The organism is Spiribacter halobius (assembly GCF_020883455.1).
Taxonomy (GTDB): domain Bacteria; phylum Pseudomonadota; class Gammaproteobacteria; order Nitrococcales; family Nitrococcaceae; genus Sediminicurvatus; species Sediminicurvatus halobius.
This window is the reverse complement of the sequence record NZ_CP086615.1, coordinates 1,183,944-1,200,261: the sequence shown is the minus strand read 5'-3', so window position 1 is coordinate 1,200,261 and position 16,318 is coordinate 1,183,944. Positions and strand designations below refer to the sequence as shown.

The window sequence follows — 16,318 nt, the reverse complement described above, 5'->3', positions numbered from 1 at the left end:
CCGACCATGGCGCATGCCGGCTGGAAGTGTACCCTTGGCGGCGCCGCCACCGAGGCAATGCCGGGAGAGCCCATGGCAACCCTGCAGTGGCTGGGGCTGGTCGGGGTGTTTCTGCTCTCCACCGGCACCGCCCTCCACGCCCTGCTCGAGAAGCGCGAGCCCCCTGCGGCGTTCGCGTGGATCGCGGTATGTCTGCTCTTCCCCGTGCTTGGGCCGATCCTGTATTTCTTCCTCGGCGTCAACCGCATTCGTACCCGTGCCCGCAAGCTGGTCGGCGGCCTCGGCAGCAGCGACGACGGCTCGCCCGCGCATCCACCCGTGGAGATCCCGACGGCATTCCGCCAGCAGGCCCGCATATCGGCCGCGGTGACCGGGCTGCCGCTCACAGCAGGCAACACCGTCGAGGCACTGCCCGGGGGCGATAGCGCCTATCCTCGGATGCTCGCAGCCATCGACGCCGCGAACGAGCGCGTTTACCTGTCCACCTACATCTTCGAGAGCAACACCAGTGGCGAGCGCTTTGCCGACGCCCTTGCCCGGGCGCACCAGCGGGGCGTTGACGTGCGGGTGCTGCTGGACGGTGCCGGGGAATGGTACTCGTGGCCGCGCATTCGCCATCGGCTCCGGCGCAGCGGCATTCATGTGGCGCGCTTCCTGCCGCCACGCCTGCTGCCACCAAGCCTGCTCATCAATCTGCGCAACCACCGCAAGCTTCTGCTCGTGGACGGGGGCGTTGCCTTCACCGGCGGCATGAACATCGGCGACCGCCATCTGCGCGAGCGCCCCGACGGCACCCCAGGCATCCGCGACGTCCACTTCCGGATCGACGGCCCCATCACCAGTCAGCTCGAGACCGTGTTCCTGGATGACTGGGAATTCGCGAGCGGCGCGCGGGATGCTCCGAATGCCGTGGAGCCGCCGGCCGATGGGGATGCCCTGTGCCGGGTCATCGTCGACGGCCCCAACGAGGATCTGCACCGCCTGACGATGGTGCTCGTCGGCGCAGTAGCCGCGGCGCGGGAGCAGGTCGCCATCATGACGCCCTACTTCCTGCCTCCGCGGGAGCTGATCTCCGCCCTGCAGGCCGCCGCGGTGCGGGGGGTCACCGTCGACGTGCTACTGCCGGCGCGCAACAACCTGCCGTTCATGCACTGGGCAACACGCAACATGCTCTGGGAGCTCGTGAAGTGGGGTGTCCGGGTCTACTACCAGCCGGGGCCCTTCGACCACAGCAAGCTGTTCGTGGTGGATCGCCACTATGCCCAGGTGGGCTCCGCCAATCTCGATCCGCGCAGCCTGCGCCTCAACTTCGAGGCCGTGGTGGAAATCTACGACACGACGTTCGGCGCCAGCGTCGCCAGCCACATCGAACACGCCCGCCAGGGCGCCGCCCCCGTGACCCTGGAGGAGCTGGACAACCGACCGCTGCTGCCGCGCATCCGCGACGCCGTGTGCTGGCTGTTCACTCCGTACCTCTAGGAGTCTGTGCCGTAGAAATCTTCCGAGCGAGGCGGTCCCACTGCGAGGCGATTGGGCCGCTCGTGCGAGGCGCATAGTGGTCGCTATGTAACGAGCGCGAGCGGTCAATGCGGCCGCGGTGGGGCCGCCGCAGCCGGGAGACGTTCTACGGCGCAGACTCCTAGCCGCCGGAGAGCGGCAGCAGCGCGGGCCAGGCGATCGCCAGGCTGGCGGCCGCGCCCACCGTAAGCGCGGTGCGCAGGCGCCGGAACCAGCGTGGCAGGGTGGTGCGCGCGTGCTGGTACTCCCAGTAGCGCCAGAGCACGAATGCCGCCGCCAGCACCGGCAGGGCCACGATCACGGGCACCAGCAGCGCCGCCCAGCCCACCAGCGCCGGCACCACCGAGGCGTAGAAGGTCTCCGGGGCAGGCCGGGCATCGGCCACCGCCAGGCCCCAGTGCACCGCTCCGACGAAAGACAGGATGACCGCGCCATAGGCCGCCAGCCAGCCCGCCACCCAGGCCGGCCCGAACCAGACGCCGAGGGCGCCGGCGGCAAACGGCAGCAGCCCGAGATAGCCCATCCATGCGGCAGCGGCCGGGGCACCGCGGCGCGGCGTACCGGCATCCAGCCGCGCCATGGCCTCGCGCAGCCCGCCAACGTAGCGACCGTCCATGAACACCTGCGGCAGCGTGCCGCTGCCGGTGAGGGCCTTCAGTGCCTGGAAGCGGGCGCGGTTGTCCGAGTCGCCCATGCCGAGCTCCACTGCGCGCCAGCGCAGGCCGGCCTGATCCAGACGCTGATCCAGGCCCGCGAGGTCCGTCACCGGCGAGTGGAACACCACCACCGGCGCGCTGCGGGCCAGCTCGACGATTTCCCCATCGGCGCTCATCACTCCTCCGATACCAGCGGCCACGGCCCGGGCTATCGTCGCAGGCTGCACGGAACTTGGCACCCCTCGCGTGCGCCTACTACTGATGATTTCGGAAGTCCTGTCAGGTCCCAGTCGCCCAGCCATCGGGAGTCGTCCATGCGAAGCCGTCCCCTTTTGAGTGCCCTGCTTCTGCCCGTCCTGCTGCTCGCCGGCTGCGCCGGCGTCGCACCGGAGGACTACGCCGGCGAGAGCCCGGAATTCCGGCTGGAGGAGTATTTCGACGGCGAGGTCCGCGCCTGGGGCATGTTCCAGTCCCGTAGCGGCGAAGTCCGCCGACGCTTCACCGTGGACATCGACGGCCGCGTCGAGGGCGACCAGATCATCCTCGATGAACGCTTCCGGTACGCCGACGGCGAGACCGATCGCCGGGTCTGGCGCATCCGCCGCATCGACGAGCACACCTACGAGGGCCGCGCCGACGACGTCGTCGGCGTCGCCGAGGGCCGGCGCTACGGCAATGCGCTGAACTGGCAGTACACCCTCGCCCTCGACACCGGCGAGCGCACCTGGAACCTGCACTTCAACGACTGGATGTACCTCACCGACGAGCGCACGCTGATCAACACCGCCGAGGTCACCAAGTTCGGATTCAAGGTCGGCGAGGTGACGATCTTCTTCCGCAAGGCCGACGCCGGAGGCGACGCATGATCCGCACTGTCCTGCTAGCGCGCATATCGCACCGATTCACGGCTGCGGCCGCAGAGCTGGCGGGCGGGCCGGCGTTGCGCTCGGCCCGGGTGCTCGACGTACTGTCGAGTACGCCTGCGCGCCCGGACTCTCGCGCGCCTTGTCCTGCCCGCCATCTCCGCGCCCTCGCCTCGCGAATCGGTGCGATATGCGCGCTAGGCCTCGGCTTCGCCGCCGCACCCGCCCTCGGCGTGGTGGAACAGAGTGGCGCCCGCTTCGAGGAGACCGCCGAGCTTGCCGACCGCACCCTTACCCTGGCCGGCACCGGCGTCGCCAAGTACCGCATCGTCTTCACCGTCTACGCTGCCGCCCTGTACGTGCCCGAGGGCACGCCGCCGGACGAGGTGCTGGCCGCCGACACCCCGCGCCGCCTGGAGATCGAGTACTTCTACGAGATCTCGCCCGAGGACATTATCCGCGCCGCCAATACGGTCCTCGAGCGGCAGATCGGCAGCGACGGCATGATGGCGATCGAGGAGCGTCTGCGCCGTTTTCAGGGCTGGTTCCAGGCGGTGGAGGACGGAGACCGCTACCGCATGGACTACGTCCCCGGCGAGGGCACCACCCTCAGCTTCAACGGCGAGCCCGTCGGCACCGTCGAGGGCGCCGACTTCGCGGAGGCGTACTACGGCATCTGGCTGCATCCGGACGATCCGCTGTCCGACACCCTGCGCGATGACCTGCTGGCAGGGCTTGCGGAGTAAGCCCTCTCTCGGCAGCAGTCGTTCGGAGTCACCAGATATTGTGCCGCGGCAGCGCCTCGCGGATCGGCTCGAGGAAACGCGCAGCCCGCTCCCGCGGCGGCTCGGTAACCAGGCTCACGCCCACAAAAATGGCCACGGCCAGCGCGCCACCCCAGAGGGAGGCCGGTATCCCCAGCGGCCGCATTCCGGTGAGCTGCAGCGCAGTGACGATGACGCCGGCCACGGCGATGCTGGCGATCGCGCCGGCCGCCGTCCCCCGGCGCCAGAAGAAGGCGCCGACGATGGCCGGCACGGTCACCAGCAGCCCGGCCGAGGAGGCCACCGACAGGATCGTGATCAGATCCAGCTGCAGACGTGCGAACAGCACGGCGACGGCGGTGACCACCAGCACGACGATCTGCCCCGCGAGCATCTGGCGGCCGCCCTCTGGCGCCAGCGGGCGGTAGACATCGCGTGTCACCAGCGCCGCCAGCGCCAGCAGAATCGAATCCACCGTCGATACCGCAGCAGCCACGATGCCCACCACCAGCACCACTGCCACCGCGTCCGGGATCGCCCCCGTGGCGAGCAGCCGGGGCGTCGCCAGGTCGGCCTGCTCCAGGTCGGGCAGCAGATGCAGCGCCGAGAAGCCCCAGAGCACGGACACCAGCGTGTAGACGAACCCGAGCACCAGGAAGCCCGCGATCATGGTGCGCAGGGCGCCGAGGGACTCCGTGGTGAACAGGCGCTGACTCACCTGCGGGTTGCTTAGCGAGAAAAAGAACCAGGGCACCGTCAGCCCGAGAAAGGTCACGACATCGAACAGCCCGGGGCCGGGCACGGCCAGCCAGTCTCCGTACTCGGCCTCGGTCCGGGCCAAGAACTCGCCCGGCCCCCCGAGGGCGGCGATCACGAAGCCCACCGCCAGCAGGCTCGTCACGAGCATCAGCACCACTTGCAGCGCGTCGGTCCAGAGCACCGAGCGCAGCCCCGCCGCCAGCGTCCAGACCAGCGCGAGCGCTGCACCGACCAGCACCCCGGGCGTGAAGCCGATGGCGCCGTCGCTGATGCCGGAGAGCAGATAGCCGATCCCCATGAGCTGCACGGCGCTGTACGGGATCAGGAAGATGCAGGCGGCGATCGCCACCAGCGCCGCCAATAGCCCGCTGCCATAGCGATAGCCGAGCATCTCCGCCGGCGTGACGAAGCCGAAGCGCTGGCCGACGACCCAGAAACGCGGCCCGAAAATGACCACCAGCCCCAAGCCGGAGAGGTAGATGAGCTCGAAACCGAGGGCGCCGACGCCGCCCGCGTAGGTGAGCCCCGCCAGGCCCACCATCATGAAGGCGCTGTAGGTGGTCGCCCCGTAGCTCAGCGCCGAGAGCACACCGCCGGCGCGGCGGCCCGCCAGGTAGTACTCCTCGATGCCGGCACCGAGCCCGCGCCGCGCCCCCCAGGCCACCAGCGCCCCAAGCAGCGCATAGACGGCAAGCGCCCAGGACACCGCCGCCGTCACGGCCGCCACCTCGCAAGGATGCCCAGAATGACCGCGATCGCGGCCAAGCCGAACAGGCTCCAGAACAGAAAGGCCCCGTGCCACACGGGCATGCCACGCAGCACCGTGTAGGGCACCACGAAGGCGGCGACGATGAGGGCGGCAAGCAGCCAGAGGCCGCCCGCATTGGACCTTGCGCTCGGCACGTCAGCGATCTCCCGGTTGGGACGAAAGGAAGACGGTAGCGGTCCCTACCATGTGCTCTATTGGAGCATATCATCTCTGGCCCGGCTATCTCAGCCATTCGCGGCTACGGCTTGTGGACCGAGGCAGGCCGGGTGACGAACGGCGGCGATGAACGGCATCGCCCGAGGCGACCATGCGAGAGCTGATTATCGACGAGCTTCGCCACGCCTTATCGGCGCGGCGGATGGCACCCACGGTAGCCGAGCGAGGCGCAGGCGTTTCTCGCGCGGGAGCGAACTAGCCCGCATATCTCACCGATTCGCGCAGCGTGGGCGTGGATCGAGGCCCGTGAGCAGCTGCGCGGCGGCGATGCAGGTCAGCCCGAAGGGCAGATAGCCGGCATAGCCCAGCAGCGGCATCTCGAAGACGTGAAACCCCTCCACGAAGGGAATGTGATAGGTCCACCGCGCCAGGCTGAAGACATTCCACAGCTCCCAGAGGAACCCGCACAGCAGCGCCGCGAGTACCGCCAGCCAGAGGCCGCGCCAGTCCCCGCCCACGAGCGGTGTCGCGATATGCCGCTCGCCCGCAAGCGCCTGCAGCGCAACGATCAGCACCGGCGGGGCGAGCCACAGCATCGAGTACAGCCCCCGCGGCCACACCGCCACCGCTACAAGCCCCAGGGCGGCGGCAGCCAGCGCGCCCAGGGCACCCGCACGCCGCGGGGGCACCGGCGGCCGCCAGAAGTTGTCCAGACCCGCGCACAGCCGCGGCCAGGTGGCGAGCAGGTCACGCGTCCCGATCACGGCGGGCAGCACGGTGCTGAACGGCAGCGCCGAGCGCAGGAACCAGGTCACCGGATCCGCCGCGGTCTCGCCCACCCCGCCGTAGATCCAGTTGCCGGTGAACTGGTTGAGATACTCGAAGAGATACCAGAACAGCGCGCTCGCCGGGAACAGCGCGAGGAACCGCCCCGGCTCGGCCACCAGCAGCGCCCGTCCGCCGCGGGCGTGCGTGAGCGCATTGACGGCGACGATGTAGCCCACCCACAGCGGCGTGAAGCTCTGCCGCCGGATCCCCTCCCAGGCCGGGTCCGGCCACCAGGCAACCGCCCAGGAGATCACCAGCAGCGTCACTCCCGCCCAGCCCCAGATGGGAAAGGTCCGTTTCGCCAGGGGCGCTGGCGCCGAACTCCGCCACACGCGGCGCACGAAGGGCCCGACGATGAGCAGCAGCGCCAGCGCATACGCTGCGAAGGCGAGCGGCACGAAGCTCCCCTCGGCCGCCTCCAGCGGCCGCGGCGGAAACCGCAGATAGAGCCCGGGGTCACCACCGCTCAGCACCACCCCGAGCAGGGGCGCCAGCACCATGACGAGGACGACGGCCAGGATGGCGGTGACACGGACGGGGAAGACATGCATGCGGCCATGGTGCCCCACTGTCCTTGGCCCTCCAAGCTGATTCTTCCCGGCGCCGCTGCGGGCCTCAGAGCGAGAAGGAACTTGCGAAACGGGACACTAGACCCGGTACCCCAGCACCTCCGGCAGCCACAGCGAGATAGCCGGGAAGAGCACGATCAGCGTCATCGCCACCAGCATCGCCAGCACCATCCACATGGCCCAGCCCAGGGTCGACTCGATGCGGATGCCGGCGACGCGGGAGGTGACCAGCAGGTTCACCGCCACCGGCGGCGTGAACTGGCCGATGGCGATGGTCATCGCCATCACGATGCCGAACCAGACCGGATTCCACTGGAAGCTCTGCACGATGGGCATCAGCAGCGGAATCAGGATGATGTAGATCGACACCCCGTCCAGCACCATGCCCACCAGCAGCAGGAAGACCAGCACCAGGGCGAGGATCACCGCCGGGCTGTCGGACAGCGACAGCACCCAGCCCGCCGCCTGCTCGAATGCACCGAGGGTGCTCCCCGCCCAGGCGAAGATGCCTGCCATGGAGATGATGAGCAGTATCACCCCCGACATGGTGGCCGCATCCACCAGCGCCCGGTAGACCGTTGCGAGGGCGAGATTGCGGTACACCACCAGGCCGATGAACAGGCCGTAGCCCACTGCCACCACCGCCGCCTCCGTGGGGGTGAACAGCCCGCTGCGCAGCCCGCCGAGGATCAGCACGGGGGCGAACAGCGCCGGCAGCGCGCCGATGAAGCTCTCGCGCAGGGGCGGCCGCGGCTCGGAGTCCTCGCCCTCGAAGCCGTGCCGGCGGCTCAGCCAGATCGCCGGCACCATCACCGCCGCCCCGGCCAGCAGCCCCGGGAAGAGCCCCGCGGCGAACAGCGCCCGGATATCCACCTGGGGGACCAGCACCGAGTAGATGATGAGCGCCACCGAGGGCGGAATAAGGATGGCAGTGGAGGCCGAGGCCGCGATCACCGCCGCCGAGAACGGCTTCGGATAGCCCGCGCGGAGCATGCTCGGGATCATCACCGTGGCGACGGCGGCGGCGTCCGCCGGCCCGGAGCCCGACATCCCGCCCATGATGAGGCAGACGATCACCGCCACGGTGGCGAGCCCGCCCCGGCGCGCCCCCACCAGCGCCCGCGCGAACCGCACCAGCGCCCCGGCCACGCCGGAGCGCTCGAAGATGATGCCGGTGAGGATGAACAGCGGGATGGCAACCAGCGGATACTTGGCGATGGCGTTGTAGGTGTTCATGCCCATGGTGCCGAGCATCGCTGGCGAGAGCCCGGCGACGATGCCCACCACGCCGGCGATGCCGAGCGCCGTGGCGATGGGGGTGCCGATGACGATGGCCGCCCCGAGGACGAGGAAGATCAGCAGCTCCGGCGCCATCAGTCCGGCATTCGCGCGCGCAGCTGGCGCCGGAACCGCCCGAGGATGCGGGCGATGATCACCGCCGCCGCCACCGGCAGCCACATGGAGTAGAGCCAGGCCGGTACCCCGAGCCCCGGGGTCGTGGCCTCGAACAGCCACTCCTCGTAGGTGAACTGCGCCCCGTACCAGATCACCAGCGCGAACACCACGAGGTTGGCAGCGAGGGTGATCACGGTGGCCGCCCAGCGCCAGGGCCGGGCCAGGCGCTCGGCGAAGAAGCGTATACGGATCTGCTCGTCACGGGCGAAGGCGACGGCGGAGCCGAAGAAGGCGAGGAACACGAGCATGAACACCGAGATCTCCTCGGTGAACGCGAACGACGCGTCGGTGAGATAACGCACGATCACGTTGGCCAGGCTGATCACGCAGATGACCGCCATGGCCGCCGCGGCCAGGGTCTCCTCGATGACCAGCGGCACCCGCGGCCGTGCATCCGGCTGGGAATCGGCGGGTTCGCTCATGTCCTCTCTGGCAGCGTTGCAGGCGCGGGCCCGGCACCCACTGCCGGGCCCGCCCCGATCACTCCGTCGCGCGCTCGGCGATCGCCTCGCGGGCGAGCTCCACCAGCGCCTCGCCGATGCGCGGTGTCCATTCCTCGTAGACCTCGGCAGTGGCCTCGCGGAAGGCGGCCAGCTCCTCGTCGGACAGCTCGGTGATGGTCACACCCTGCTCGCGAATCGCCTCCAGGCGCTCAGGCACCTGCGCCCGGGACCGCTCGATCTCCCATTCGCCGGCGTCGATGGCCGCCTGCCGGATGAGCTCCCGATCGGCCTCGCTGAAGCTCTGCCAGATGTTGCGGTTGGCGGCGAAGATCAGCGGGTCCGCCATGTAGTGCCAGCGGGTGAGGTACTTCTGGCCCACCTCGTGGATATTGGCGATCTGGAACACCGAGAGCGGATTCTCCTGGCCGTCCACCGCCCCGGTGGAGAGCGCTGGCTTGGCATCCGCCCAGCTCATCTGGGTGGGATTGGCACCGAGTGCGGTGAAGGTGTCCTCGAACAGCGGCGAGCCCACGACGCGGATCTTCAGCCCCTCGAGGTCCGCAGGCGTGCGGATCACGTGGGAGGAGTTGGAGAGCTCCCGGAAGCCGTTCTCGCCCCAGGCCAGCGGCACCACGCCCTTGCCGCGCACCGCCTCGAAGATACGCTCACCGGCCTCGCCCTGGGTGAGGGCATCGATGGCCGCGTAGTCCGGCATCAGGAAGGGCAGCGAGAAGAGGTTGAGCTCCGGCACCTGGGGCGACCAGTTGATGGTCGAGCCGATGGCGAAGTCGATGACGCCACTGCGCAGCGCCGGGAATTCCCGCGTCTGGTTGCCCGCCACCAGCTCGGCGTTGGGATAGATCTTGAGATTGATGCGCCCATCGCTGCGCTCGGCCACCAGCTCGGCCCAGCGCTCGGCGGCCTCGCCCCAGGGGAAGGGCGTCGGCAGCACGGTGGAGACGGTGTACTCGTCCTTCAGCTGGGCGCCCGCGAACGGTGCCGCGAGCAGCATTACGGCCGCGGTGGCGGCCACGGCAAGGCTGCGGAAACCCATGTCTCCCCTCCTCCTTCGGTGTTGTTGTCGGCATGCGGCCCTGGCGCCATCGGCGCCGTGGCCGGCGATCAATCCGCCAGATAGCGCGAGACGCGCTTCTCCTCGCGGAACAGGCCCTGCGGGCGGTAGAGCACGATCACCGCCAGCATCAGCGCCACCAGCATCCAGCGAATGTACGGCGCCCGCCCGGGCAGGTCCTCGGAGATCAGCGCGAGCGCCGGCTCCATGGCGCCCGCCAGGAACGCCGTGCCGCTCCAGACGCCCCAGACGATGAAGCCGCCGATGATCGCGCCGCGATTGTTGCCGCTGCCGCCGAGCATGAGCATCACCCACACCAGGAAGGTCGCGAACAGGGCATGGAAGTGGCTGTAATCGATGGTGGCCATGTGGTGGGCGTACAGCGCACCGGCCACCCCCATGATGACCGCGCCTACCACGAAGGACTGGATGCGCATGTAGGTGACGTTCTTGCCGTTCATCGCCGCCGAGGCCTCCTCATCGCGCACGGCACGCAGAACGCGGCCCCACGGCGAGCGGCAGGCCCGTTCGATGAACACGTACAGCACGGCCAGGATCACCACCGTAATCAGCAGGTACAGCAGCGAGTAGTCCCGCGTGCCGAGCGGCTCGAACAGGGCATTGAGCCAGGCGGGCGCCCCCTCGCAGCCCTCGGACTGGAACAGGCAGTAGCCCGGGCGCGGAATGCCGCGCAGCGGCTGCGGGCCGTTGGCGAGCCAGCGCTCGTTCTGGAAGATCAGCCGCACCACCTCGGCGATGCCGATGGTGGCGATGGCGAGGAAGTCCATGCGCAGGCGCAGCACCGGCACGGCAACGATCAGGGCGAGGATGGCAGAGGCCACCGCCGCGGCGACAACGCCCACCAGGAACGGCTGATTGAGGCCGAAGGCCATCTGCGTGTACTGCGCGGCGAGCCCGGTGGGCGCCTCCATGGTCACCAGTGCGCTGGTGAAGGCGCCGATGGCAAAGAACGCCGCAATACCGAAATTGAGATGCCCGGTATAACCCCACTGCGTGTTCAGGCCGAGGCTGAGCAGCGCGTAGAGACTGCCCATCACCGCGAACGAGACGCTGTAGGAGAGCGGACCCGCCGGCGCCACCCAGGGCAGGGTCAGCGCCACCAGCGCACCGCCGACCACCGCCACCGGTACCCGCCAGGGCCGCCGCGGCAGCACGAGGCCGAGCAGCAGCACCAGCGGCACGATCAGCAGCAGGCCCTTGATCAGGTTCTCGGACATGTCAGCCTCCGCCTTTCCCGAACAGGCCCTGCGGCCGGATCAGCAGGGTGATGACCATCAGGATGAAGGCCACTCCCGGACCGTAGGTGGGATTGATGAAGGCACCGGATACCTGGTGCACGATGCCGATGATCATGGCCGCGGCGAGCGCCCCCCAGGGGTTGCCGATGCCGCCCATGATCACCGCCGCGAACATCGGCAGCAGCAGCCAGAAGCCCATCTCCGGGCGCAGCTGGGAGGAGAGGCCGTACATCACGCCGCCGGCGGCGGCGAGCGCACCGCCCACCATCCAGGTCCAGGCGATGACGCGCTCGGTATTGATGCCGCGCACCTGGGCGAGCTCGGGATTGTCCGCCGTCGCCCGCATGGCCTTGCCGATCTTGGTGCGCTCCAGCAGCAGATAGACCGCGGCCACCAGGACGATGGCAAGCGCGACAATGAATAGCTGATCCGCACGCACGCGGATGCCGAGGATGAGGTCCAGCGCCGGATTGTCACGGCCACTGTAGTAGAAGTGGAAGTCCGAGCCCCAGATCAGGTAGATCCAGCTGCGCAGGAAGAACTCCATGGCGAGGGAGGCCATCGCGAACAGCACCAGATGGGCCCCCTGGGTGCGCAGACGCCGGTAGACGACCTTATCCACCGCCACGGACACCAGCCCGACCACCGGCATGGCGATCAGCAGGCCTGCGATCAGCTCCCAGCCGAACGAGAACGGCAACAGCCGCGGCCCCTGCGGCAGCACCGCCATGACCGCCAGGGTCAGGTAGGCGCCGAGGGTCACCAGCGCGCCATGGGAGAAGTTCGGAAACTTGACCACGCCGTAGACCAGCGTCAGGCCGATGCTGCCGAGCCCGATGATGCCGCCGAGCATCAGTCCCCAGGCGGTCAGCGAGATCAGCCGCTGAGCGCTCACGCCCTGGAATGCGGCGAGCACCAGCACCCCTAGCAGAAGCACGCCGAGCACGCTCCAGAGAAAGCCCCGGGTCTGCATCCGGGCGCGCAGCCACTCGCCCGTGCGCTGCTGCCGCGAGGCTGCCTGACCCACCACGCTCATCCGCCACCTCCCAGGTACAGCCGAGCCACTTCCGGATCCGCCAGCAGCTCCGCACCGGTGCCATCCACCCGGTTCTGGCCGCCGGCGAGGACATAGCCCCGGTGCGCCATCTCCAGTGATTTCTTCGCGTTCTGCTCGACCATGAGGATGGCGAGCCCGGCCTGGTTAATGCGCTGAATGTTCTCGAAAATCTCATCCACCAGCTTCGGCGAGAGCCCGGCCGAGGGTTCGTCGAGCATCAGCAGCTCCGGGTCCAGCATAAGGGCGCTCCCGATGGCCACCATCTGCCGCTCGCCGCCGGACATGAGCCCCGCGCGCTGGCGGCGGCGCTCCCGCAGCTTCGGGAAGAAGCTGTAGATCCGCTCCTTGCGCTCCGGCAGGGCGGACTCGGGCAGCAGGTAGCCCCCCATCTCGAGGTTCTCTTCCACCGTCAGGGTGGTGAAGACGTTGGCCACCTGGGGCACGTAGCACAGCCCCTGGCGGACGATGTGGTAAGGGGAGCGGCCCGCCAGATCGGTCTCGCGGAAGCGGATGCTGCCCTCGCGTGGACGCAGCAGGCCGAAGATGGTCTTCATCACCGTCGACTTGCCGGCGCCGTTGGGGCCGATGATGGAGACGACCTCGCCCTCCTCGATGTGCAGGTGGACGTCCTTCAGGATCTCCGTGTCGCCGTAGCCGGCGGTGACGCCCTCAACCTTCAGCAGCGGCATACTGCCCCCCCAGATAGGCCTCGAGGACGCGCGGGTCGCGCTGGACCTCCGCCGGCGGCCCTTCCATCAGGCGGCGGCCCTCGCTCATGACCACCACCGGGTTGCACAGCGTCATGATCATGTCCATGTCGTGCTCGATGACGAGAAAGGTGATGCCGCGCTCCTCGTTGAGCTGACGGATGTTGGCGGACAGCCGCTGCATCAGCGTGGGATTCACGCCCGCGCCGGGCTCGTCGAGGAGCACCAGCTTGGGGTTGGTCATGAGGGTGCGGGCGAGCTCGAGCAGCTTCTTCTGGCCGCCCGAGAGGTTGCGGGCGTACTCCTGCTCGACATGCGCCAGCTCCACGAACTCCAGCACCTGGCGGGCGTGGTCGCGCAGCCGCGCCTCCTGATGGCGCACCGCCCGGCCCCGGAACAGGGAGCCGAACAGGCCCTCACCCACCTGCCCCGCCGGCACGAGCATGAGGTTCTCCAGAACCGAGAGGCTCTGGTGCTCGCGAGGGATCTGGAAGGTGCGGCAGAGGCCGTAGCGGAAAATGCGGTGGGGCAGCAGATTGGTGATGTCGTGGCCGTCGAAGATCACCCGTCCGGCGTCCGCCGGGATGTAGCCGGTGATCACGTTGAACAGGGTCGTCTTGCCCGCCCCGTTCGGGCCGATGAGCCCGGTGATCGTGCCCGCTCGCACCTGCAGGTCAGCGCCGTCGAGGGCGCGCAGACCGCCGAAGTTCTTCGCCAGTCCGGTGACGTCGAGCAATGCCATACCGTCTGGCTGGTCGCCTGTTACCGCCATGACCCCCTCACGTGCCCTCGGGAAGCCGCCGCCACGGGGACGACGCAACAGCCGAGTAAGCTAGCAACGCACCCGGTAACTGTCGAGTCCGCCGGCCAGGAGTCTGCGCCGTGGAAATCTTCCGAGCGTGCGAGGCGATTTGGCCGCTCGTGCGAGGCGCATAGCGGTGACTATGTACCGAGCGCGAGCGGTCAAAGCGCCCGCAGTGGGGCGCCGCAGCCGGGAGATGTTCCACGGCGCAGACTCCTGGGGGCGTTGTAGAGTGCTGCAGGGCGGCTAGACTCTACCGCAGGTGTGACCCGCGTCCCGCCAGCCGGCGGGGCGGACACCTTCGCAGCCAAGCGAACCAACAAGGAGACTGGCTCATGACAGACGTCAGGCATCGTCTAGGCACGGCCGCGCTGCTACCCGTGGCCCTCGGCACCCTCGCCGCAGGCGGGCTGGTGGCCGCCACGGCCCAGGCACAGACGCCGCCCTCGGTACCGCTCGGGCAGATCGCCCCGTTCAGCGGCTCCGGCGCCGAGTTCGGCGAATACTACGAGGACGCCGCCCAGCTCGCGGTGGACCAGGTGAACGCCGCGACTTCGGAGGTCATGGGCGGCCCGGTGATCTCCGAGCTGATCGCCGAGGACACCAACACCCTGCCCAACCCCGGCGTCGAGGCCGCGCGCAAGCTGGTGGAGGCGGACGGCGTACCCGCCATCGTCGGTGGCTGGTCCAGTGGCGTCGCCGTGGCGGTGGCCACCTCGGTGACCATCCCCTCCGAGGTGCTGCAGGTCGCCAACGGCGCCACCTCCCCCCTGCTCTCGGCACTCCCGGAGGATCAGGAGGCGGACATGCTGTTCCGCACCACCGCCTCCGACCTGCTGCAGGGCGTGGTGGCCGCACAGCTCGCCCGGGGCGAGATCTTCGAGGACTACAGCGTCGACTCGGCCGCGACCATCTACGTCAACAACCCCTACGGTCAGGGCCTCTCCAACGCCTTCGCCGCGGCCTTCGAACGCCGGGGCGGAACGATCCATGGCGAGGTGCCGCATCCGGAGGAAACCCAGCCCACCTACACCTCGCAGCTGGACGAGGCACTGGGCGATGACCCGGACATGCTGTTCGCCTCGAGCTACCCGGCGCATACCGCGACCTTCCTGCGCGAGGCCCGCGACATCTTCGACATCGACACCATCCAGTTCGTGGACGGCAATCGTTCCCAGCAGGTGATCGAGTCGATGGGCGCGGACTACCTGGAGGGCTTCTACGGCACGGCGCCAGCGGCGAATCCGGACAGCGCGGGCTACAGCTCCTTCGCGGCGGCCTATCGGGAGGCCACCGGCCGGGAGAATATCCCGCCGTTCACGGATTCGGCCTACGACGCGGCCATGGCCATCAGCCTCGCCGTGGTGAAGGCCATCGCCGACGGCCACGATGCCGAGGAGATCACCGGCACGGTCCTGCGGGATCGCCTGCGTGAGGTCTCCAACCCGCCGGGGCAGCAGATCCTGGCCTCGGACATGGACAGCCTGCGGGCCGGCATCGAGGCCATCATGAACGGCGAGGACGTCGACTACAGCGGCGCCGCCGGGCCGGTGGACTTCGACGAGAACGGGGACGTGATCACGCCGATGTCGGTGTGGCAGTTCACCGATGGCGGCATCGAAACCGTCCGCATCATCGAGGCCGAAAACATCCCGCGGGAGTAAGGCCGACCCTGGGACGGGGCGCATTGCGCCCCGTCCCTCCCCAGCGCCTAATCCGGCGTGCTCCGCAGATCCACGTCCCGCCACGGGAAGCCCAGCGCTTCCACCTCCCGGCGCAGCTCGTCCATGCCGCTGCGCACGGCCTCGGGCGCCCCGCGCAGCCCGAGCTCCAGCCGGAATCCGGACTCCAGCGTGTTGGGCAGACATGACAGCCTCAGCTCCGGGTGGGCCGCCACGAAGCGCTCCATGAGTGGAATGACGTCGCTCTCCCTTGCCCCGTCCACCGCGATCACCTGCTCGAGCTGGCTGCCCGGCGCCTGGATGTCACGATAATGGGTGTCCAGCACCCAGGCCATCATCGGCCAGGCCATGTTCGGGAACCCGGGCAGAAAATAATGCTCCCGGATGGCGAAGCCCGGCACCCGGTTCACGGGGTTCGGCACCAGCTCCGCCCCCTCGGGAAATTCCACCAGCCGTAGCCGCCGCGCCGGCTCCACCGGCCGCCCGAAGCGAGCCTCCAGCTCCCGCTGCCCCTCGGGGTGAATGGCCAGCGGCACGCCCAGGGCCTCAGCCGCGCACTGACGGGTACGGTCGTCCGGTGTGGCTCCGATGCCGCCGCAGCTGAACACGACGTCGCCACTGGCGAAGGTCTCGCTCAGGGTGCGTGTGATCAGCCCGGCATCGTCACTGATGAAGCGTACCCAGTGCAGCTCCAGCCCCCGCTCGGCCAGCAGCGCCACCAGATGCGGAAAGTGTTTGTCCCGGCGCTTGCCGGAGAGCAGCTCGTCACCGATGACGATCAGGCCGAACTGGGGCATGGGCGGGAACTCCATGGATTCGTTGAGCGGCTCGCGGGACGAGCCAACTGGCGGCCGATGGCGGTCGGTTCCGCCGAGCGCCGAATGGCCAGTCATTGAGTAGCAAGTTGCAAGTAACAAGTTGCAAGCGAGAGCGAAACAAACGCAGGTCCGATATCACCT

16 protein-coding genes are annotated in these 16,318 nt (G+C 69.0%); 4 read left to right on the top strand and 12 right to left on the bottom strand.

The window, feature by feature from the left end:
- The first annotated feature begins 72 nt into the window (after positions 1-72).
- Positions 73-1,479: a phospholipase D-like domain-containing protein gene (locus LMH63_RS05505; protein WP_109676673.1), complete on the top strand. Its 1,407-nt coding sequence runs from the start codon at positions 73-75 to the stop codon at positions 1,477-1,479.
- A gap of 160 nt (positions 1,480-1,639) precedes the next feature.
- On the opposite strand, the gene LMH63_RS05500 is transcribed toward LMH63_RS05505, so the two are convergent.
- Complete coding sequence (locus LMH63_RS05500) at positions 1,640-2,350, bottom strand: DUF3429 family protein (protein ID WP_158280303.1); 711 nt, start codon at positions 2,348-2,350, stop codon at positions 1,640-1,642.
- A 138-nt stretch (positions 2,351-2,488) separates the two neighbouring features.
- On the opposite strand from LMH63_RS05500, the gene LMH63_RS05495 reads away from it, so the two are divergent.
- Together LMH63_RS05495 and LMH63_RS05490 are read left to right on the top strand one after the other, a co-directional pair.
- A complete protein-coding gene (locus tag LMH63_RS05495) occupies positions 2,489-3,040 on the top strand; it encodes a DUF3833 domain-containing protein (RefSeq protein ID WP_109676677.1) in 552 nt (183 codons plus the stop codon).
- Positions 3,037-3,783: a chalcone isomerase family protein gene (locus LMH63_RS05490; RefSeq protein WP_109676679.1), complete on the top strand. Its 747-nt coding sequence runs from the start codon at positions 3,037-3,039 to the stop codon at positions 3,781-3,783. Before LMH63_RS05495 ends, LMH63_RS05490 begins: the two co-directional genes overlap by 4 nt.
- A gap of 28 nt (positions 3,784-3,811) precedes the next feature.
- Here the strand turns inward: LMH63_RS05490 and LMH63_RS05485 are convergent, their stop codons facing one another.
- From LMH63_RS05485 to LMH63_RS05440, 10 genes are all read right to left on the bottom strand, one after another.
- On the bottom strand, positions 3,812-5,278 hold the full coding sequence (locus tag LMH63_RS05485) for a sodium:solute symporter family protein (RefSeq protein WP_109676872.1): 1,467 nt from the start codon (positions 5,276-5,278) through the stop codon (positions 3,812-3,814).
- Positions 5,275-5,463 carry a hypothetical protein gene (locus LMH63_RS05480; RefSeq protein WP_109676681.1) on the bottom strand — a complete coding sequence of 63 codons (189 nt, stop codon included), beginning with the start codon at positions 5,461-5,463 and terminating at the stop codon, positions 5,275-5,277. Before LMH63_RS05480 ends, LMH63_RS05485 begins: the two co-directional genes overlap by 4 nt.
- A gap of 291 nt (positions 5,464-5,754) precedes the next feature.
- Complete coding sequence (locus tag LMH63_RS05475) at positions 5,755-6,864, bottom strand: hypothetical protein (protein WP_109676683.1); 1,110 nt, start codon at positions 6,862-6,864, stop codon at positions 5,755-5,757.
- Between the two features lie 96 nt (positions 6,865-6,960).
- Positions 6,961-8,256, bottom strand: coding sequence for a TRAP transporter large permease (locus LMH63_RS05470; protein ID WP_109676685.1), 1,296 nt, complete (start codon positions 8,254-8,256; stop codon positions 6,961-6,963).
- Complete coding sequence (locus LMH63_RS05465; protein WP_109676687.1) at positions 8,256-8,759, bottom strand: TRAP transporter small permease; 504 nt, start codon at positions 8,757-8,759, stop codon at positions 8,256-8,258. The genes LMH63_RS05470 and LMH63_RS05465 overlap by 1 nt, the downstream gene beginning before the upstream one ends.
- 58 nt (positions 8,760-8,817) lie before the next feature.
- Entirely contained in the window at positions 8,818-9,834 is a 1,017-nt protein-coding gene (locus tag LMH63_RS05460; protein ID WP_109676689.1) for a DctP family TRAP transporter solute-binding subunit, read from the bottom strand.
- 68 nt (positions 9,835-9,902) lie between these two features.
- Positions 9,903-11,090: a branched-chain amino acid ABC transporter permease gene (locus LMH63_RS05455; protein WP_199225598.1), complete on the bottom strand. Its 1,188-nt coding sequence runs from the start codon at positions 11,088-11,090 to the stop codon at positions 9,903-9,905.
- A 1-nt stretch (position 11,091) separates the two neighbouring features.
- Entirely contained in the window at positions 11,092-12,147 is a 1,056-nt protein-coding gene (locus LMH63_RS05450) for a branched-chain amino acid ABC transporter permease (protein ID WP_109676691.1), read from the bottom strand.
- On the bottom strand, positions 12,144-12,857 hold the full coding sequence (locus tag LMH63_RS05445; protein WP_109676693.1) for an ABC transporter ATP-binding protein: 714 nt from the start codon (positions 12,855-12,857) through the stop codon (positions 12,144-12,146). Before LMH63_RS05445 ends, LMH63_RS05450 begins: the two co-directional genes overlap by 4 nt.
- A complete protein-coding gene (locus LMH63_RS05440; protein ID WP_109676694.1) occupies positions 12,838-13,647 on the bottom strand; it encodes an ABC transporter ATP-binding protein in 810 nt (269 codons plus the stop codon). Before LMH63_RS05440 ends, LMH63_RS05445 begins: the two co-directional genes overlap by 20 nt.
- A gap of 365 nt (positions 13,648-14,012) precedes the next feature.
- Between LMH63_RS05440 and LMH63_RS05435 the strand changes: the two genes are divergently transcribed.
- Complete coding sequence (locus tag LMH63_RS05435; protein ID WP_109676696.1) at positions 14,013-15,341, top strand: ABC transporter substrate-binding protein; 1,329 nt, start codon at positions 14,013-14,015, stop codon at positions 15,339-15,341.
- Positions 15,342-15,388: 47 nt separating this feature from the next.
- Here the strand turns inward: LMH63_RS05435 and LMH63_RS05430 are convergent, their stop codons facing one another.
- A complete protein-coding gene (locus LMH63_RS05430; RefSeq protein ID WP_109676698.1) occupies positions 15,389-16,156 on the bottom strand; it encodes a competence/damage-inducible protein A in 768 nt (255 codons plus the stop codon).
- Positions 16,157-16,318: the final 162 nt, after the last annotated feature.